This window comes from Rhizobium sp. BT03 (assembly GCF_030053155.1).
In the GTDB taxonomy this organism is placed as follows: domain Bacteria; phylum Pseudomonadota; class Alphaproteobacteria; order Rhizobiales; family Rhizobiaceae; genus Rhizobium.
Genome location: NZ_CP125640.1, coordinates 3,937,486 through 3,955,746, shown reverse-complemented (window position 1 = coordinate 3,955,746; position 18,261 = coordinate 3,937,486). Strand labels below are relative to the sequence as shown.

Here is an 18,261-nt window from a genome sequence, read left to right as displayed (position 1 = left end):
AAGTCCGCCGATTCGCTGCCGAATGATTTCAGCCGTTGGAGATGCCCGTGGGTATGATGAAGACCGAAGCCAGCCTCGATGAAAAGGCGATCGTCGCCGCTGCCGAAAAGGCACTCTCCGATATCGCCGCCATCCGCACAGAAGTCTCGAAGGTGATCTTCGGTCAGGAAAGCGTCGTCGAGAACACCATTCTCGCCGTGCTGTCAGGCGGTCATGCTCTGCTCGTCGGCGTCCCCGGTCTTGCCAAGACCAGACTGGTGACGACGCTCGGCGAAGTGCTCGGCCTCGCCGCCAACCGCATCCAATTCACGCCTGATCTGATGCCCTCGGATATTCTCGGATCCGAGGTGATGGACCAGGACGACAGTGGACGCCGCTCTTTCCGCTTCGTCAAGGGCCCTGTTTTCGCCCAGCTGCTGATGGCTGACGAAATCAACCGCGCCTCGCCGCGGACCCAGTCGGCGCTTCTGCAAGCCATGCAGGAATATCACATCACCATCGCCGGCCAGCGCTATGACCTGCCGGCGCCCTTCCATGTGCTCGCCACCCAGAACCCGCTCGAGCAGGAAGGCACCTATCCCCTGCCCGAAGCCCAGCTCGACCGCTTCCTGCTGCAGGTCGACGTCAATTATCCGGAGCTCGCCGCCGAACGCCAGATCCTGCTCGAGACGACGGGCTTGGGGGAAACCCGGCCGGCAGCCGTCATCGACGCGCAGCGGCTGATCGAGATTCAGACCCTGGTGCGTCAGATGCCGGTGAGCGACACGGTCGTCGACGCCATCCTGGCGCTGGTCCGTTCCGCCCGCCCCGGCCAGGGCAATGCCTCGACCGACAAGAACGTCGCCTGGGGTCCAGGCCCCCGCGCCGGCCAGGCGATGATGCTCTGCGCCCGTGCTCGCGCCCTCTACGAAGGTCGCCTGGCGCCGTCGCTCGACGATATCTTCGCGCTCGCCGAACCCATTCTCCAGCACCGTATGGCGCTGACTTTCGCTGCCCGCGCCGAAGGCATGTCGGTGCGCGACGTCATCGCCGGACTGGTCAAGCAGGCAAAGGGATAAGGAAGCCGGACGCGTGGCATCTATTGGACAGATCGTCAACCCGACGTCAGGCAGCGATGCCCTTTCCCGCGCCAGGCAGCGGGCCGCCCTGGTGCCGGATTGCCTGGTGGAAGCCAAGCGCATCGCCAATACGGTGATCGCCGGCTGGCATGGCCGCCGCAAACGCGGCATCGGCGAGAATTTCTGGCAGTTCCGTCCCTATGCCGAAGGCGAAAGCCTGTCGCGCATCGATTGGCGCCGCTCCGCCCGCGACGACCATACCTATGTGCGCGAGCGCGAATGGGAAGCGGCCCATACGATCTGGCTCTGGTGCGACATGTCGCCCTCGATGATGTACAAGTCGAGCTATGGCAGCGTCTCCAAGGAAAGCCGCGCGCTGGTCGTCATGCTGGCGCTCGCCGAAATTCTTGCTCGCTCCGGCGAGCGCATCGGCTGCCCGGGCATCATGGAACCCGCCTCCACCCGCAATGCCGCCGAGCGCCTTGCGGCCGCGCTCATGCACACGCCGTTGACCGGCGGCCTGCCGGAAACGGGAATGATCCGCGGCTGGAGCGATCTCGTCCTTATCGGCGATTTCCTCGATGATGCGCCTGTTATCATGGAGCGCCTTGGCCCGCTTGCCCGTCGCGGCCTGCGCGGCCATGTGGTCGAAATATCGGATCCCGCCGAGGAAATATTCCCCTATAGCGGCCGCACCGAATTCACCGATCCGGAGAGCGGCGCCAAGCTTATCTCCGGCCGCGCCGAACACATCCGCGAAGCCTATCGCAACGCCTACCTCGTCCGCAGGGAGAGCCTCGGCCAATCGCTGCGCCATCTCGGCTGGACCTTTGCGACGCACCGCACCGATCATCTCGCCTCGGAGGCGCTCGTCGCGGTGCACATGTATCTGTCCGGCATGCCGGCCAAGGCAACGCATGGAGGGCAGCTGTGAACGCCCTTCCCTTCGCTTTCGCCTATCCTGCCATTCTCGGCGCCCTCATCGCCCTGCCGGTCATCTGGTGGCTGCTCAGGCTGACGCCTCCGCGTCCGAAGACCGAGGTCTTCCCGCCGCTGAAGATCCTCGCCTCCGTCTTGAAGCGCGAGGAGACGCCGGCGCAGAGCCCGTGGTGGCTGACGCTGCTGCGCATGCTGCTCGCCGCCACCGTCATTCTTGCGATCGCCGATCCGGTCTTCAACCCGCGCACCAGTTCGCTCGCATCGGGCGGTCCGCTCGTCCTCTTCGTCGACAACAGCTGGGCGGCGGCACCCGACTGGGAACGCCGCATCCAGACGGCCGATGCGTTGATAGACGATGCCGAATCCGCCGGCACGCCGGTGTCGATCGCCTTCACCGCCGATCCGGGCAACAACGCCGTTCCGGGCACAGCCGCTGCCGCCCGCGACAAGCTGCGCGCCGCCGAGCCGCGACCGCTGGTGCCGGACCGCGAGCGCGCCTTCCAGGCGCTGCGCGCCGCGCTAAACGGCACCAAGCCCGGCACCCTCGCCTTTCTGACCGATGGCGCCGCCGCCAAGGCCGACGACGCGACGGTGCAAAGGCTCGCGGAACTCCAGCCCGCCGATCTCCGCCTGATCGAGGGCGATGCCGCGCGGACGGTCGCGATCACCGCGGCCAACAATGCGGCTGACGCCATGACCGTCAAGGTCACGCGGCTCAACACTTCGCGTGCCGCATCCGTGGCGCTCAACGCCGTCGATACCCAGGGCCGCTCGATCGCCAATGGCAGGGTGGATTTCCGCCCCGGCCAGAGCGTTGCGACGAGTTCGATCACCGCACCCTTCGAGATGCGCAACGATTTCGCCCGCGTCAGCGTCGATAACGGCGCAACGGCCGGCGCCGTCCATCTTCTCGACGACGCGTTCAAGCGCCGCCGCGTCGTCCTGCTGTCAGGTGAAGGCGGGGATGAATTCCAGCCGCTGCTCTCGCCGCTCTATTATATCCAGCGGGCGCTGCAGCCCTATGCTGATCTGATCCAGCCCAGCGATTCCGATCTTTCGGTCGCCATACCGAAACTTCTCGCCAGCAATCCCTCCATCATCATCATGGCCGATATCGGCCGTCTGCCTGAAGAAACCTACGAACCGCTGACACGCTGGATATCGAATGGCGGCATGCTGTTGCGCTTCGCCGGTCCGCGCATGGCCGCGGCCCCCGCGGACGATCCGCTGATCCCCGTTATCCTGCGCCAGGGAGAACGGGCGCTGGGCGGCACCTTGTCCTGGAGCGAGCCGCAGTCGCTGGCCGAATTTCCGAGTTTCGGGCCTTTCGCCGGCATAGCGCGTCCGGCCGATGTCGTGGTCAAACGGCAGGTGCTGGCCGAACCGACGCCCGATCTGGCTGAACGCACCTGGGCGAGCCTGGCTGACGGCACGCCGCTCGTGACGATGAAGCAGCTCGCATCCGGGCAGATCGTCCTGTTTCATGTCACGGCGGAAGCGACCTGGTCCGATCTGCCGATCTCGGGCACTTTCGTCGACATGCTGCGCCACCTCCTGCAGATATCGCGATCGGGCGGCGTGACATCGGAGGCGCGCGGCAATGCGCGTGTCTCCGAATCCCTGCCGCCATTCCGTATGCTGACGGCCAAAGGCACGCTCGTCTCCGAGACGGGTTCGGCGCGACCGCTCATTCCACAGGCAGGAGCCGAACCGATCGCGAATTTCGACAACCCGCCCGGACTTTACGGTTCGGAAGACGGTTTCGCCTCCCTGAACGTACTGCCTGAGGACGCCGAACTGGCGCCGCTCGACACAGCGGGAACCAATGCCGTGCGCGAAGGCCTGATCGGCGGCGAAAGCTGGTCGGCAAAGCCAGCGCTTTTTCTGGCGGCCTTTCTGCTGCTGCTGGCCGATAGCCTGGTCGTCCTCTTCATGAACGGCGCGTTCTCACGATTGCGCCCGGCTGTCCGCACAGCGGCAATGATCGCCATTGCGCTCAGTGCCGGCTTTCTCATGCAACCCGGCACGCTTCACGCCAACGACTCCCAGCCCGGCGACGACCTCATCCTCCAGAGGCTCGACAACACGCATCTCGCCTATGTCGTCACCGGGGAGCGGGAAGTGGACGATATATCCGAGCGCGGCCTCGAGGGCCTTACCCAGTTCCTGACGTTTCGCACGACGCTGGAGCCGGCGCCCCCCGTCGGCATCGACCTGACCAAAGACGAGCTTGCCTTCTATCCGATCATCTACTGGCCGGTTTCGGCAACGGCGCCGATGCCGTCGTCGGCAGCGATCAGCCGCATCGACGCCTATATGCGCAATGGCGGCACCGTGCTTTTCGACACGCGCGATCAGATCAGCGCATTGGACAATGGCGGCAATGTCAGCGCCAACGGCCAGAGGCTGCAGGCTATCCTTGCCAATCTCGACATTCCGCCGCTGGAACCCGTGCCATCAGACCACGTGCTGACGAAATCCTTCTATCTCCTGTCGAGCTTTCCCGGCCGTTATACCGGCAGCCCACTTTGGATCGAGGCTCGGCAGGGCGGCCGCGAAGCGACCGAAAAATCGGCTGCGACGGCCGACGGCGTTTCGCCGATCCTGATCACCGGCAATGATTTCGCCGGTGCCTGGGCAGTCGACGACAACGGCGTGCCGATGCTGCCGACCGTGCCGTCCGATGAAGCGCAGCGCGAATATGCCTACCGTGCCGGCGTCAACATCATGATGTATATGCTGACCGGCAACTACAAGACCGACCAGGTCCATGTTCCCGACCTTCTCGAACGGTTAGGACAGTGAGATGACCTTCGATTTTTCACCCTTCCTGCCCTGGCCGGTTCTGGCCGCACTGGCCGCCGTCAGCGTCCTCATCGCCGCTTTCGCGATCTGGCGCGGCATTCGCGGCGCCTGGATCAGAACGCTGGCGGCGCTCGCCATGCTGACCGCCCTTGCCAATCCTGTGCTGCTGCAGGAGGACCGGGATCAGTTGTCAACTATCGTCCCGGTTCTCGTCGACCGAAGCCAGAGCCAGCAGACGCCCGATCGCGTCAAGATAACCGACGATGCGCTGGCGGCCCTGAAGGGCCAGCTCGCCCGCTTCCCCCAGATAGAGCCCCGCTTCGTCGATGTCGAAGGCGATCCCAATTCCGACGTGCCGTCGACGCGCCTGTTCGACGCGCTGTCGGCCAATATCGCCGATGTCCCGCCTGCACGCATCGGCGGCGCCATCATGCTGACCGACGGTGAAGTCCATGATGTTCCGGCCGCCAATCAGGCGCTCGGTTTCGATGCGCCGATCCATGGCCTCATCACCGGCAAGGCCAATGAATTCGATCGCCGCATCGAAGTCATCAAGGGGCCGCGCTTCGGCATCGTCAACGAGGAGCAGCAGGTCGTTCTGCGCGTCTTCGACGACGGCCCGAGCCCCGGCGGCACCGCCAATGTCACCGTGAAGCTGAACGGAGACGAGATCGCCACGCTGCAGGCGACGCCCGGCCAGGACACGCCCTTCTCCTTCAAGGTGCCGGCCGGCGGCAGCAACGTGCTCGAATTCTCGGTCGCCGCGCTTCCGGGCGAAGTCACCACCGCCAACAACCGCGCCGTTCACGTCATCGACGGCATCCGCCAGAATCTCCGCGTCCTGCTCGTTTCCGGCGAGCCGCATGCCGGCGAACGCGCCTGGCGCAACCTTTTGAAATCCGATGCCTCGGTCGATCTTGTGCATTTCACTATCCTGCGGCCGCCGGAAAAGCAGGATGGCACGCCGATCAACGAGCTGTCGCTGATCGCCTTCCCGACCCGCGAGCTTTTCGTCGACAAGATCAAGGATTTCGACCTGATCATCTTCGACCGCTACCAGCACCGCGGCGTGCTGCCGCTGCTCTATTACGATTACATCGCCCAATATGTCGACAACGGCGGCGCGCTGCTGATCGCCGCCGGTCCCGAGCATGCCGGGCCCGATTCCATCGCACTGACACCGCTTTCCTCGGTGCTGCCGGCAACCCCCACCGGGGAGATGATCGAAAAGGCTTTCTACCCGCGCCTCTCCGAGGAAGGCCGCAAACATCCCGTCACCCGCGGCCTTGATGGTTCGGGCGAGGATCCGCCGCATTGGGGCCGTTGGTTCCGCAGCGTCGATGTCGACCGGCCGCAGGGTGAGACGATCATGCTGGGCGCCGACAACCACCCGCTGCTGGTGCTGAACCGCGCCGGCCAGGGCCGGGTCGCCATGCTGCTTTCCGATCAGGGCTGGCTCTGGGCGCGCGGCTTCGAAGGCGGCGGCCCGAACGTTTCGCTTTATCGCCGCATCGCCCATTGGCTGATGAAAGAGCCGGCGCTCGAGGAAGAAGCACTGACGGCGCGCGCCTCCGGCCGGACGCTTGAAGTCACGCGCCAGACGATCGGCGACAATCCCGGCAACGCCACCGTGCGTTACCCCTCCGGCAAGACCGAAACCCTGCCGCTCATCCAATCCGAACCCGGGCTCTATAAGGCCGAGAAGCGGATGGACGAGATCGGCCTCTTCGAAATCCACAACGGCAAGCTGTCGACGCTCGTCCATATCGGCGCCGTCGACGCGCCTGAGTTCAAGGCGATGATCTCGACGACCGATGTGCTGAAACCGGTCGCCGACAGAAGCAAGGGTCTCGTCACCCGCGTCGCCAACGAAAGCGGCAGGATCACCGTGCCGCCGATCCTGCCGGTCCGCGGCCAGGTCCGCGTCTCCGACAACGATCGGATGATGATCCGCATGACCAGCGAGACGGTCTTGAAGGGCATCAACACGCTGCCGCTCTTTGCCGGTTTCGCCGGCGTCGGCATCCTGCTGCTCGCCTTCGGAACCATGTGGTGGCGCGAAGGACGATAATCGCATGCCGGAATTCGAGTTGACCGCCTCGCCCTCGCCGGAGGAACTGGCTGTTATCACCGATGCGCTCTCGGCCTTCAACGCCGGTGATGTCGGCCCCGCCGACCGCCGGCCGCTCGCCGTTCTCATTCGCGACACCGACGGCAAGGTGACCGGCGGCCTGTCTGGTTTTACCGCCTGGGGCTGGCTCTTCACCCAGATGCTCTATATTCCCGACACGCTGCGCGGCACCGGCCTCGCCGGCAGGATCCTCGCAAAGGCGGAAGAAGAGGCCAAGGCGCGCGGCTGCCGCGGCGCCTGGATCGACACCTTCAGCCCACAGGCTCTCAGCGCCTATCGGCGTCAGGGTTATGAGGTCTTCGGGGAACTCGAGGATTTCCCGGAGGGCCGCTCGCGCAGTTTCCTCCGGAAAAATCTCTAATCATCCGTGCCAGGCGATGATGCCCTTCAATCGCTCGTGCACGCCCTCGCCGATCGGAACGACGAGCACGCGGCCGGGATCGACGGGGCCGGGAAAGGAAAGCGCGTTGTAGGCGACCTTCTCGAAGCCGAGCGGGCCGTAATAGGGCGGATCGCCGACGAGGATGACGGCTTCCGAACCCTTGCGTCTTGCCGCCTCCACGGCGATCCGCACCAGCTCCCGGCCGATGCCTATATTCTTATGCGAGGGCCGGACGGCAAGCGGGCCGAGCAGATGGCCTTTTACCGTGCCGGCCAGCACCGGCGTCATGCGCACCGAAGCGATCGTCTCGCCGTCGTCAGCGCAGATGAAGGAGAGCGACAGGTCGTGCGGCCCCTGCTCGCGGATGCGAGCCGCCGCCCGCGTGAAGCGGCCCGGACCGAAGGCTTCTTCGTTGATGTGTTCGATGGCGGCGTCGTGGGACGCGTCTTCGGTGAGGTAGACGAGATCGTGCTTGTACATGATGACAGAAACCGGATGGACAGATTGATGGGTCTCGAACACGCCTTCGGCGTTCGGGAGCATCAGCGTCGTCGCGGGTTTCTGGAAATGAACATCACGCAGGGATCCTAAAATCGTGGGAAGGCCGATAGCAGGAAAAATTTCCGCCGTCCAACGCAAAATGCACACGACGGCACTGGAAACCATGCAGTGCCGGAACGGCGCGACACACTGTTCAACCTTTACCGCCTGCAAAGCCCCGCTATCTCAGCTAAGTTCGCTCCCGACACGCAACCAAAGGAATGAAGATCATGGGAATGCTGGTGGACGGCGTCTGGCATGATGTCTGGTACGACACGGAGGAGAGCAAGGGCCAGTTCAAGCGGCAGCCTTCGCAGTTCCGCAACTGGGTGACATCGGACGGCGAGGCCGGCCCTTCCGGCAGCGGCGGCTTCAAGGCCGAGGCCGGACGTTACCATCTCTATGTCTCGCTTGCCTGCCCCTGGGCGCACCGCACACTGATCTTCCGCAAGCTGAAGAAGCTGGAGGAGCTGATCTCGGTCTCGGTCGTCGATCCGTTGATGCTCGACAACGGCTGGGAATTCAAGGTCGGCGATGGCGCCACCGGTGACCAGCTCTTCGGCGCCACCACCCTCTGGCAGATTTACGTGAAGGCCGATCCGCACTATTCGGGCCGCGTCACCGTTCCCGTCCTCTGGGACAAGAAAACCGGCACGATCGTCAGCAATGAATCCGCCGAGATCATCCGCATGTTCAACAGCGCCTTCGACGAGCTGACCGGCGCAAAGGCCGATTTTTATCCCGAAGATCTCCGCGCCGAAATCGATGCGCTGAACGCCACCGTCTACGACACCGTCAACAACGGCGTCTACAAGGCGGGCTTTGCCACCACCCAGGAAGCCTATGAGGAAAATGTCGGCAAGCTGTTCGAAACGCTCGACATGCTCGACGAACGCTTGGGCAAGGGCCGCTATCTCCTAGGCAACCGGCAGACCGAAGCCGACTGGCGCCTGTTTACGACACTGGTGCGATTCGATCCCGTCTACGTCGGCCATTTCAAATGCAACATCCGCCGGATCGCCGATTACCGCAACCTGCCTGGATATTTGCGCGACCTCTACCAGACCGCGGGCGTTGCCGAAACGGTGAACCTGAAACACATCAAGGAACACTACTACCGTAGCCACAAGACGATCAATCCGACGGGCATCGTTCCCGTCGGCCCGGCGCTCGATCTCGACAGCCCGCATGGCCGTGCTACAGCGCCGCGCGTCTTTTTAGACGCGCAAAGGACGCTGTAGAACTTTAAATTGCTTGCCGCGGCCTAAAAAACTGCGCAGCCCTCACCAGCAGTGGTCGGGCTCCTGCTCGCCACGAAGCTCGGCTAAGCGGCGATGCGTCGCCTCGGTCGTGCCTTCGGGCAGGTTGTCGAGGGAAAAGAAGCCGCTGTCGGAGATCTCCCAATCGGGCGGGCGCGGCGCCGTCTGCTCGACACTCGCCCGGTAGAACACGACATGGTCCCGGCTTGTGGTCGTGGTGTTGAAATAGACCTGAACCAATTGCGGCTTGCCGATGATCCTGAGGTTGCCCTCCTCCCGCAATTCCTTGGCCAGTGCTTCTTCGACCGTCTCGTTGCGCTCCAGTCCGCCGCCCGGCATATGCCAGCCGCCGATATAGCTGTGGCGCACCAGGAAAATCCGCCCCTCCGCATCGAAGCAGGCGGCTCGTACCCCCATCGTCATGCCGCGGGCGAAAGAGAAATAGACATGCAGAAGGCGCAGGGCCGTCCTGATATGAAGAGGCCGCTTTTCTTTATCCACCATCGTTCCGTTTCAGCCCTTCATCGCGCCAGATGTGTTTGATTTGTCAATAAGCTGGTCTATGTCTCGTAGCATGTTCAAGCTCGCGCATATTTCCGACGTCCACCTCGGGCCGCTGCCCCGTCTTTCCATCCAGGAGCTGTTTTCAAAACGCATAACGGGCTTTGTGAACTGGCATCGCAACCGACGCAAGCACCTTTTCGGCAGCACGCTGGATCTGTTGCTCGACGACATCCGCGCCCATCAGGCGGATCATCTGGCCGTCACCGGCGATCTCGTCAATCTGGCGAGCGGCATCGAGATCCGCGCCGCCGCCGCCTGGCTGCGCGCGCTCGGCGATCCCGCCGACACCTCCGTCGTTCCCGGCAATCACGACGCCTATGTGCCCGGTGCCTACGAGAAGTCGATGCGCGCCTGGTACGAGTATGTCCGCGGCGATCTTGCCCCGCCGCAATGGCTGGAAGATCGCCATATTTTTCCTTATCTGCGCATCCGCGGCAAAGTCGCGATCGTCGGCTGCTCGACGGCAGTCGCCACCCCTCCCTTTGCCGCCTCCGGTTTTTTCGGCGCGCGCCAGGCGCGCGACACGGTGAATATGCTGCGGGCGGCCGGCGAAGCCGGCCTCTTCCGGGTCGTCATGATCCATCATCCGCCGATCCGCGGCGCCACCGCCTTCCACAAGCGCATGATCGGCATCCGCCGCTTCGCCGCGGTGATTTCGACCGGCGGCGCCGAGCTCGTGCTGCACGGGCACACGCACCTGAACACGCTGCACTGGCTGCGCGGCCAGGTACAGCCGGTGCCCGTCGTCGGCATCGCCTCGGCCTCGCAAGGACCGGGCAGCATCAAGCCGCCCGCCGCCTACAACCTCTTCTCCATCGACGGCTCTCCCGGCGCCTGGGAGCTCAGCGGCGAGCGCTTCAGCGTCAACCGGTCCGGCGACGCGGTGATGGCGGAAAGCGTTGATATTTTCGCGCGTTAGCGCCGGCTCCGGACTCTTTTATTCGGCACTTGACCCGATCTGAGAGGAGGTCGGGCCATCGCCGCAACAATTGCCGTGGCGGCCGCTTACCCTCTTGGTATTTTTAGCGGTAGGCGTACAATCCGGCCAACTGCATCGCCTCAGAACGGAGCCCCGCCAATGACGTCTTCTTTCCGTCACCTGTCCAGACTTTCGCTCGCCGCCGGCTTTGCCTTCGGCATCGCCACCGCCGCTTTCGCGGTCGGCGGCGGCAACGATGACACCAATCCGCCGCCGAAGACCGAAACGACCAAGACCTGCACCGGCGGCAAGGTCTGGGACAAGGCCAAGAAGGAATGCGTCAATCCGAAGAAGAGCAGCTTCAACGACGACGATCTCTATAAGTTCGCCCGCGAGTTTGCCTATGCCGGTCAGTATGACAACGCCATCACCGTGCTCAACCTCGCCCGCAACCAGAACGACCCGCGCATCCTGAACTATCTCGGCTACGCCAATCGCAAGGCCGGCCGCATGGAGCTCGGCATGTCCTACTACCGCAAGGCGCTGCAGGCGGATGAGAACTACATCCTCGCCCGCTCCTACATGGGTATGGCGCTGGTGGAACAGGGAGACATCCAGGGCGCCCGCGTCCAGCTCGTGGAAATCCGCGATCGCGGCGGCGAAGGCACATGGGCCTATCGCGCTCTGCTGCAAAGCTTGAATGGCTACAAGACATATTGACGCAAGTTTTGTGGTCTACAATACGAAAATCCCTTGAGAAAAGGGGATGAAGACGGCCGGATGCTTGCGAAGTGCAGGAGACTTGTTTCATAAAGCACATGCATCGTCGGCGTCGACAAAGCCGGTTTCGCGCCCGACGGCGAACCCTTCGTCCGCGAAACCATTGTGAATGCTTCTTGGATAAACAATGCGTCAACCCGCAACGACCATCGATCTCCGGCGTGATCTCGTCGGCCTTCTGCCCCGTCTTCGCCGCTTCGCGATCACGCTCGCGGGCGAGGCTGCTCTGGCCGATGAACTCGTCCAGGCCGTCTGTCAGCGTGCCATCGCCAAGGGTCATCAATGGAGCGGTGAAGGCCGGTTGGAAAGCTGGATTTACACGCTTGCCCGCCAGCAATGGACCGACGACAGCCGCAAGCGCAAGCCGAAGGCCTCCCTCCGCGGCAATGTCACCGATATTCGCGAAGCCGCGCGCGAACGCTCGACCGCAGTCGATCCCGACGCCATTCATCACATGATCGCCGATATGCCGGAAGGTCTTTCCAGCATGTTCCTGCTCGTCGACGTCGAAGGCCACAGCTATCAGCAGGCGGCCGACATCATGGGCACGCCGGTGGCAAATGTCGTCTCACAGCTCGCGACCGCAAGGCTGCATTTTGCCGGGCTTGCCGGCACTCACCCGATCCACAGGTACTGAATTGCTCGATCTTAGGAAATTGCCGCTCGAAGCCCAGCTCACCGCCCTTCTCGATGGCGAGGTCTCGCCCGAACAGCGCCACGAACTGGAGCAGCGCCTGGCAACCGACGAGAATGCACGCCGGCTGCACGAGAAGCTTCGCCACGGCGCCGATTTCGGCCGCCGCCGCCTCGACGACATCCTGAAGGAGCCGGTGCCGCTCGCCCTCGTCCGCTCGATCAAGAGCACGCAGCCGCCGAAGACGCCGATCGCCCAGCGCGCCACGCGCCCGCCGGTGAAGCTGGCACCAAGCGGCCCACAGGCGCTGGCCGCCGCCCTCATCCTCTTCGTCATCGGCTGCGGCATCGGCTATTTCGTCGGCGTCAGCCCGGATGCCGACGAGATCGCCACCACGACCTCGACAGCGGCGCCGGCCAATACCAGCGACTGGCTGGGCGACGTCACCGCCTATCAGCGCCTGCTGATCCGTCAGCCCCGCCACCTCGTCGAAGTGCCGGCCTCGCAGGCCGAGGAAATTTCCAGCTGGCTCACGACCGCGATCGGCGTGCCCTTCCGCGTGCCCGATCTCAGCGCCGAATCCTGGACCTTCCAGGGCGCCCGCGTCATTCTCGGCGACAGCCGCCCTGTCGGCCAGCTCGTCTATTCCAACGCCGACGGCGACGTCATCTCCATCTGCTTCCGCAAGGACGCGCAGCCGCCGGAGACCGACGATTTCAAGGAAACGATCAAGGACGAGATCGGCCTCGTGACCTGGCACAATGCCGGCACCTCCTATGTGCTTGCCGGTCCCTCCGCCGAAGCGACGCTCGGCCAGCTCGCCATGAAAATCGCCACGGCGATCTGATCGCCGGCTATCGTATGTGACGAATGTTACCGCCAGCGAAGCTGAGGCGGTACCATGGCAAAATCGACCAGCAGCGCCAGCGGCCCCCTCATCCGCCTGCCGGCACCTTCTCCCCGCTGGGGAGAAGAGACTCGCGGCGACGTCTCGACTCCTCTTCTCCCCAGCGGGGAGAAGGCGGATGAGGGGGCCGCTGGCGCTGATAGAAGCGAATGCCCGAAGCATCGGCGACGGGCAATGATCAAAGCACCAAGATTACTTCACCAATTAATCAGGCCTTGCCGGCCTTCACCTCGAGCACCCGGTTGGCGGCCGAGACGATCGCTTCCAGCGAGGCCGCGACAATGTTGGTATTGATGCCGGCGCCGAAGAGCTTGCCGCCTGGATAGGAGGTCTCGACATAGGAGATCGCCGCCGCGTTCGAGCCGTGCTGCAGCGAATGCTCGGAATAGTCCTCCACCGACATCTCGATGCCGAGATAATGCGACAGCGCGTTGATGAAGCCGTCGATCGGGCCGTTGCCGCGCCCTTCGATGCGCTTGATCTCGCCATTGTCGGTAATTTCGGCCGCCACGATCCGTTGGCCCTTGTGCTCGGTATCGGGATAGGTGTGGTGGTCGACGAACTTGAGGCGCCCATCGGGCTGCGTCACGTAGCGCTCGATGAAACGGTCGTAGATCCGCTTTGAAGGAAGCTCCTTGCCCTCGACGTCGGTAATGCGCTGGATATCCTCGCGGAATTCCACCTGCAGGTTGCGCGGCAGGTTCAGCCCGTAATCCTGCTGCAGGATATAGGCGATGCCGCCCTTGCCGGACTGCGAGTTGATGCGGATGATCGCCTCGTAGGAACGGCCGACGTCACGCGGATCGATCGGCAGATACGGCACTTCCCAGACGGGATGGTTGGCGACCTGCGCCGCCTTCATACCCTTGTTGATCGCATCCTGATGCGAACCGGAGAAAGCCGTATAGACCAGCTCGCCGACGTAAGGATGACGTTCGCCGATCGCCATCTGGTTGGAATATTCGAACACTTCCTTGATGCGCTCGATATTGGAGCAGTCGATCTCGGGATCGACGCCTTGCGTGAACATGTTCAGCGCCATCGTCACCATGTCGACATTGCCGGTGCGCTCGCCATTGCCGAAGAGCGTGCCTTCGACACGGTCGGCGCCTGCCAGCAAGGCCAGTTCGGCAGCGGCGATGCCGGTGCCGCGGTCGTTATGCGGGTGCAGCGAGATGATCAGGTTTTCGCGATTGTCGAGATTGCGGCACATCCACTCGATCTGGTCGGCATAGACGTTCGGCGTCGCCATCTCGACGGTGGACGGCAGGTTGATGATCAGCTTGTTATCGGGCGTCGGCTTGACCACCTCGATGACGCCGTTGCAGATTTCCAGCGCCACTTCGAGTTCCGTGCCGGTAAAGCTCTCGGGCGAATATTCGAAACGGTAGCCGCCGCCTGCCTTGACGGCCATGTCGGTTATCATCTTGGCGGCATCGACGGCGATCTGCTTGATGCCCTGCACATCCTTGGCGAAGACGACGCGGCGCTGCAGCTCGCTGGTCGAGTTGTAGAAATGCACGATCGGCCGGTTTGCGCCTTCCAGTGCTTCGAAGGTGCGGGTGATCAGTTCCGGGCGGCATTGCACCAGCACCTGCAGCGAGACGTCGGCGGGCACGTTGCCCTCTTCCACGCACCAGCGGGCGAAATCGAAATCGGTCTGCGAAGCCGAGGGGAAACCGATCTCGATTTCCTTGAAGCCCATCTCCAGCAGCAGCTGGAACATGCGCGCCTTGCGGTCGTGGCCCATCGGGTCGACCAGTGCCTGGTTGCCGTCGCGCAGGTCGACCGAGCACCAGACCGGCGCCTTGGTGATGGTCTTCGTCGGCCAGGTGCGGTCGGGAATGTTCACCTGCGGATAGGCCCGGTATTTCACCGCAGCGTCAGGCATGCCTTTGGCGGAGGCCGTTTTTCCCTCGGAGAATTGCGTCTTTGCATTCATCATATCGTCTCCTCGTCCCGGCATTTGCCCCGCTCTTAGCCGATCGTGTCAGGCTTGGCGATAAACAAATGCGGACCTTTGTCGGTCATTAGGTCAATTTTGAAAGTGAGTCGCGAGGAGCGATGGCCGGGCGGGCTTTCGGCCGCCGGGCGCTCCTCAAAGGACCCGGCAACCGCGCGTAAGGCCGAGGAGAAGAAGCGAGGTCAGGGCGCGCGAGACGTCACGCAGGGCGATGCGGCCGCGTGCAATCGTGTCGGAAATTCTGGCGCCTGTGGTCTTCATGGCCGCGCTTATAGCCTTGGGCGGTGAAACTGGCAAGCCCTTGCCCGGCCTTTTGGCCGCCGACGGCGCAAACGACACTCCGCTACCGCGGCTGGCCTCGGTCTTTCCAAACACTCACCAGCCGCGACAGCGCCAGCATCAGCCCGCCGGCGATCAGCCCCCAGAAAGCGCCGGAAATGCCGCCGAAGGAAACGCCTGAGGCGGTGACGAGGAAGGTGATCGCCGCCGCCTCGCGCGACTCCGGCCCCTGGAAGGCCGACATCGCCGAGGAGGAGAAAGCCCCGACCAGTGCCAGCCCGGCCACCGCCTCGATCAGGATGGGTGGCGCAAGCGCGACGAAAGCCGTCACCGCGCCGGCGAGCAACCCGAGGATGACATAACCGACGCCGGCGATCAGCGCGGCCCAATAGCGCCTCTTCGGATCGGCGTGGGCATCCTGCCCGGCGCACATCGCCGCGGTGATGGCCGCCAGATTGACGGCGTGGCCGCCGAACGGCGCCGACAGCAGCGAGAAGAAACCCGTGACGGCAAACAGCGGACCGGGCTTCGGATCGTAGTGATTGACCTTCAGGACGGCGATACCCGGAATGTTCTGCGAGGCCATGGTGACGATGAACAGCGGCAATGCGATCGAGACGAGGCCGGCAAGATTGAACACCGGCCGGATGATTTCCGCCGCGGGCACCAGCGATTGTTCGAGCGAACCGAGCGCACCATCAGGAATATCGACGCCGAAGGTGAGCACCAGCACGAAGGCTGCGAGTGCCGCCGGTACCGCCCAGAGCCGCTTGAAGGCGCCGACGACGATCCAGGCGACGACGATCGGCAGGCCGAGGAACGGGTTGAAGCCGATCGCCTTCACCGGCGCGAAGCAGAGGCCGATCAGCACGCCGGAGAGCATCGCATTGGCAAGCGGTGCGGGAATGGCGGCGACCGCCCGGCCAAGCGGCTTGAACAGGCCGGCGACGACTATCAGCGCGCCGCAGATCAGGAATGCGCCGACCGCCGCATTGAAGCCGCCCTCGATCGGCCCGGTGCTGGCCAGCAGCGCCGCGCCCGGCGTCGACCAGGCGATGCTGATCGGCAATCGTGTGGCGGCACAGAGCACGATCGCGCAGACGCCCATGGAGATCGACAAGGCCATCAGCCCCGAAGCTGCCTGCGCATCCGTAGCACCGACCGCCTCGAGCCCGTGCAGCACGACGGCAAACGAGCTGGCGGAACCGACGAAGGCGGTCAGCAGCCCCATGAACAGGGCCTGGACGGAAAAATCTTTGAGCATGGCGGGACTCGCGATCTGCGGGAATGGCGCATGGAGCATGACGGTTGCGGCAGGCGCAAGTCCGAATTCAGCCCTTTCCGTTCAGTCCCCGCCGATAGGCCCTATCTCCGTTCAAGCATCGCCAAAAACAAACCGCCCTCGCCTGCGATCTGCAGGGCGAGGGCGGTTTTTTAGCAGCGTTGAACGAGAGAACTCAGATATCGGCCTGTGACGTCACGATCCGCGAGACGAGGCCATAGTCCTTCGCCTCTTCGGCCGACAGCCAGTAGTCGCGATCCGTATCCCTGGCGATCTTTTCGAGCGGCTGGCCGGTGGCCGCCGCCATGATCTTGTTCAGGCGCTCGTTCATCTTGATGATTTCGCGTGCCTGGATCTCGATGTCCGATGCCATGCCGCGCGTGCCGCCCGAGGGCTGGTGCAGCAGGAAGCGGGTGTTCGGCAGGCACAGGCGCTGCTCCTTCGGAGCGGCGACATAGATCAGCGCACCGGCGGAGGCGACCCAGCCCGTGCCGATCATCCAGACTTTCGGCTTGATGAACTTGATCATGTCATGGATGGAATCGCCGGACTCGACGTGGCCGCCGGGCGAGTTCACATAGATGCGGATGTCCTCGTCGCTGGCCGCGGCAAGCGCCACGAGCTGCGAGCAGACCTTCTGCGCCAATTCCTGATTGATCGGTCCGTAGATGAAGATCGAACGCGACTTGAAAAGATTCGCCTCCGTTTCCTTGCCGAGCGGCAGTTCCTTCGTCTTGTCGTCCTGGTCTTCGTCGTTCATTCGAACCTCTTGGAGATGAATTCGGCTTCCCCGCACATAGTGCGACTCAATGCCTAAAACAATGCGGGAAAAACACAAGGCATCGAAGCGATGGAGATATCCTTAAGAAGCCGCGCACCGTTCTGCAAGCCTTACTGAAATGTAACGGTGAAAGGCTTTGAAAAGCCTGAATCGGTTCCTACCTCAACCTCACGCAGCGATAGCTGCACCGAAAAATCGTGGAGCGCCTTACGCGTCCGGTCGGATACGGGAGCGCTCCGGACCAACAGGAGGCAGGACATGTCACCCGAAGAACGCCAATTGCTGACCGCCCTCTTCGACCGCGTGCGCACCGCAGCGGCCCAGCCGCGCGACCGCGACGCCGAGACCCTGATCGATCAGGCGACGCGCGAACAGCCCTCCGCCACCTATTACCTCGCCCAGGCCGTCATCGTTCAGGAAAAGGGGCTGGAGGCGGCCGCCAACCATATCAAGGAACTCGAGGAGCATGTCCGTCAGCTGGAAGCCGGCGCGAGCGAACACCGGCAAGCCGAACAAGGCGGCGGCTTCCTGAGCTCGATCTTCGGCAACACCCAGACGCAGCAGCCTGCACCCGTTCCCTCCAATCCCGGTCCCTGGGGCCAGTCCCGCGCCTATGACGATTCGCGCGGTTACGACCGCGATGGCCGCCAGCCGCAGCAGCAGCCGACAGGCCCCTGGAGCCAGCAGGCCTCTGCGCCATCGGCCGGCGGCAGCTTCCTGCGCGGCGCGCTCGGCACGGCAGCCGGCGTTGCCGGCGGCATGCTGCTTGCCAATTCGCTGAGCGGCATCTTCGGCAATCACATGTCCTCGCTCGGCTGGGGCTCGCCCTTCGGCGCCAACCCCTTCGGTAATGCAAGCGCGCCCACCGAGGAAACCGTCATCAACAACTATTACGGCAATGACGACACCCGCCAGGCGTCGGACAACGCTGCCGATGACAACGGCGATGCCAATGTGCAGCAGGCCGATTACGACGACGGCGATGATTACAGCGATGACTCGTCCGACGTTACCGATGTTTGAGAACCAGCGCTGAAG

The 18,261-nt window shown here is 63.6% G+C and carries 17 protein-coding genes; 11 read left to right on the top strand and 6 right to left on the bottom strand.

Annotated elements, in window-relative coordinates:
- Nucleotides 1–47: 47 nt before the first annotated feature.
- From QMO80_RS19190 to QMO80_RS19170, 5 genes are read left to right on the top strand one after another with little or no spacing between them, the layout of a single operon-like run.
- On the top strand, nucleotides 48–1,058 hold the full coding sequence (locus QMO80_RS19190; protein WP_088936445.1) for a MoxR family ATPase: 1,011 nt from the start codon (nucleotides 48–50) through the stop codon (nucleotides 1,056–1,058).
- 13 nt (nucleotides 1,059–1,071) lie between these two features.
- Complete coding sequence (locus tag QMO80_RS19185) at nucleotides 1,072–1,992, top strand: DUF58 domain-containing protein (RefSeq protein ID WP_283197922.1); 921 nt, start codon at nucleotides 1,072–1,074, stop codon at nucleotides 1,990–1,992.
- Nucleotides 1,989–4,802, top strand: a complete 2,814-nt coding sequence (locus QMO80_RS19180) for a DUF4159 domain-containing protein (protein WP_283197921.1) — start codon at nucleotides 1,989–1,991, stop codon at nucleotides 4,800–4,802. Before QMO80_RS19185 ends, QMO80_RS19180 begins: the two co-directional genes overlap by 4 nt.
- Nucleotide 4,803: 1 nt before the next feature.
- Nucleotides 4,804–6,873, top strand: a complete 2,070-nt coding sequence (locus QMO80_RS19175; RefSeq protein ID WP_283197920.1) for a hypothetical protein — start codon at nucleotides 4,804–4,806, stop codon at nucleotides 6,871–6,873.
- 4 nt (nucleotides 6,874–6,877) lie between these two features.
- A complete protein-coding gene (locus tag QMO80_RS19170) occupies nucleotides 6,878–7,294 on the top strand; it encodes an N-acetyltransferase (protein WP_283197919.1) in 417 nt (138 codons plus the stop codon).
- Here QMO80_RS19170 and QMO80_RS19165 read toward each other — a convergent pair whose 3' ends face one another.
- A complete protein-coding gene (locus tag QMO80_RS19165) occupies nucleotides 7,295–7,858 on the bottom strand; it encodes a GNAT family N-acetyltransferase (protein ID WP_283197918.1) in 564 nt (187 codons plus the stop codon).
- A gap of 227 nt (nucleotides 7,859–8,085) precedes the next feature.
- On the opposite strand from QMO80_RS19165, the gene QMO80_RS19160 reads away from it, so the two are divergent.
- Nucleotides 8,086–9,096: a glutathione S-transferase family protein gene (locus QMO80_RS19160; RefSeq protein WP_283197917.1), complete on the top strand. Its 1,011-nt coding sequence runs from the start codon at nucleotides 8,086–8,088 to the stop codon at nucleotides 9,094–9,096.
- 42 nt (nucleotides 9,097–9,138) lie between these two features.
- Here QMO80_RS19160 and QMO80_RS19155 read toward each other — a convergent pair whose 3' ends face one another.
- Entirely contained in the window at nucleotides 9,139–9,618 is a 480-nt protein-coding gene (locus QMO80_RS19155) for an NUDIX domain-containing protein (protein WP_283197916.1), read from the bottom strand.
- Nucleotides 9,619–9,688: 70 nt separating this feature from the next.
- Between QMO80_RS19155 and QMO80_RS19150 the strand changes: the two genes are divergently transcribed.
- The 4 genes from QMO80_RS19150 (at nucleotide 9,689) to QMO80_RS19135 (ending at nucleotide 12,858) form a co-directional block, all read left to right on the top strand.
- Nucleotides 9,689–10,597, top strand: coding sequence for a metallophosphoesterase (locus QMO80_RS19150; RefSeq protein WP_283200232.1), 909 nt, complete (start codon nucleotides 9,689–9,691; stop codon nucleotides 10,595–10,597).
- 159 nt (nucleotides 10,598–10,756) lie between these two features.
- On the top strand, nucleotides 10,757–11,317 hold the full coding sequence (locus QMO80_RS19145; protein WP_283197915.1) for a hypothetical protein: 561 nt from the start codon (nucleotides 10,757–10,759) through the stop codon (nucleotides 11,315–11,317).
- 187 nt (nucleotides 11,318–11,504) lie between these two features.
- Nucleotides 11,505–12,014 carry an RNA polymerase sigma factor gene (locus QMO80_RS19140; protein ID WP_184344658.1) on the top strand — a complete coding sequence of 170 codons (510 nt, stop codon included), beginning with the start codon at nucleotides 11,505–11,507 and terminating at the stop codon, nucleotides 12,012–12,014.
- A gap of 1 nt (nucleotide 12,015) precedes the next feature.
- Nucleotides 12,016–12,858 (top strand): anti-sigma factor, encoded by an 843-nt coding sequence (locus QMO80_RS19135; protein WP_283197914.1) that lies wholly within the window; start codon nucleotides 12,016–12,018, stop codon nucleotides 12,856–12,858.
- A gap of 268 nt (nucleotides 12,859–13,126) precedes the next feature.
- On the opposite strand, the gene leuA is transcribed toward QMO80_RS19135, so the two are convergent.
- The 4 genes from leuA to QMO80_RS19115 form a co-directional block, all read right to left on the bottom strand.
- The gene (gene leuA, locus QMO80_RS19130) at nucleotides 13,127–14,860 is read right to left on the bottom strand and encodes a 2-isopropylmalate synthase (protein WP_283200231.1); all 1,734 of its coding nucleotides are present in this window, start codon (nucleotides 14,858–14,860) and stop codon (nucleotides 13,127–13,129) included.
- A gap of 156 nt (nucleotides 14,861–15,016) precedes the next feature.
- Nucleotides 15,017–15,142 (bottom strand): hypothetical protein, encoded by a 126-nt coding sequence (locus tag QMO80_RS19125; RefSeq protein WP_283197913.1) that lies wholly within the window; start codon nucleotides 15,140–15,142, stop codon nucleotides 15,017–15,019.
- Nucleotides 15,143–15,224: 82 nt separating this feature from the next.
- The gene (locus QMO80_RS19120; protein ID WP_283197912.1) at nucleotides 15,225–16,424 is read right to left on the bottom strand and encodes a benzoate/H(+) symporter BenE family transporter; all 1,200 of its coding nucleotides are present in this window, start codon (nucleotides 16,422–16,424) and stop codon (nucleotides 15,225–15,227) included.
- A 193-nt stretch (nucleotides 16,425–16,617) separates the two neighbouring features.
- Nucleotides 16,618–17,202 carry an ATP-dependent Clp protease proteolytic subunit gene (locus QMO80_RS19115; protein WP_049736158.1) on the bottom strand — a complete coding sequence of 195 codons (585 nt, stop codon included), beginning with the start codon at nucleotides 17,200–17,202 and terminating at the stop codon, nucleotides 16,618–16,620.
- Between the two features lie 279 nt (nucleotides 17,203–17,481).
- On the opposite strand from QMO80_RS19115, the gene QMO80_RS19110 reads away from it, so the two are divergent.
- Nucleotides 17,482–18,246 (top strand): DUF2076 domain-containing protein, encoded by a 765-nt coding sequence (locus QMO80_RS19110; protein WP_283197911.1) that lies wholly within the window; start codon nucleotides 17,482–17,484, stop codon nucleotides 18,244–18,246.
- The last annotated feature ends 15 nt before the right edge of the window (nucleotides 18,247–18,261 follow it).

Bases quoted from the DNA above. Each gene is read 5' to 3' on its own strand.
- QMO80_RS19160 (WP_283197917.1), top strand. From the start codon at position 8,086: ATGGGAATGCTGGTGGACGGCGTCTGGCATGATGTCTGGTACGACACG.
- QMO80_RS19155 (WP_283197916.1), bottom strand. From the start codon at position 9,618: ATGGTGGATAAAGAAAAGCGGCCTCTTCATATCAGGACGGCCCTGCGC.
- QMO80_RS19165 (WP_283197918.1), bottom strand. From the start codon at position 7,858: ATGCTCCCGAACGCCGAAGGCGTGTTCGAGACCCATCAATCTGTCCAT.
- QMO80_RS19115 (WP_049736158.1), bottom strand. From the start codon at position 17,202: ATGAACGACGAAGACCAGGACGACAAGACGAAGGAACTGCCGCTCGGC.
- leuA (WP_283200231.1), bottom strand. From the start codon at position 14,860: ATGAATGCAAAGACGCAATTCTCCGAGGGAAAAACGGCCTCCGCCAAA.
- QMO80_RS19110 (WP_283197911.1), top strand. From the start codon at position 17,482: ATGTCACCCGAAGAACGCCAATTGCTGACCGCCCTCTTCGACCGCGTG.
- QMO80_RS19140 (WP_184344658.1), top strand. From the start codon at position 11,505: ATGCGTCAACCCGCAACGACCATCGATCTCCGGCGTGATCTCGTCGGC.
- QMO80_RS19175 (WP_283197920.1), top strand. From the start codon at position 4,804: ATGACCTTCGATTTTTCACCCTTCCTGCCCTGGCCGGTTCTGGCCGCA.
- QMO80_RS19120 (WP_283197912.1), bottom strand. From the start codon at position 16,424: ATGCTCAAAGATTTTTCCGTCCAGGCCCTGTTCATGGGGCTGCTGACC.
- QMO80_RS19170 (WP_283197919.1), top strand. From the start codon at position 6,878: ATGCCGGAATTCGAGTTGACCGCCTCGCCCTCGCCGGAGGAACTGGCT.
- QMO80_RS19145 (WP_283197915.1), top strand. From the start codon at position 10,757: ATGACGTCTTCTTTCCGTCACCTGTCCAGACTTTCGCTCGCCGCCGGC.
- QMO80_RS19150 (WP_283200232.1), top strand. From the start codon at position 9,689: ATGTTCAAGCTCGCGCATATTTCCGACGTCCACCTCGGGCCGCTGCCC.
- QMO80_RS19125 (WP_283197913.1), bottom strand. From the start codon at position 15,142: ATGAAGACCACAGGCGCCAGAATTTCCGACACGATTGCACGCGGCCGC.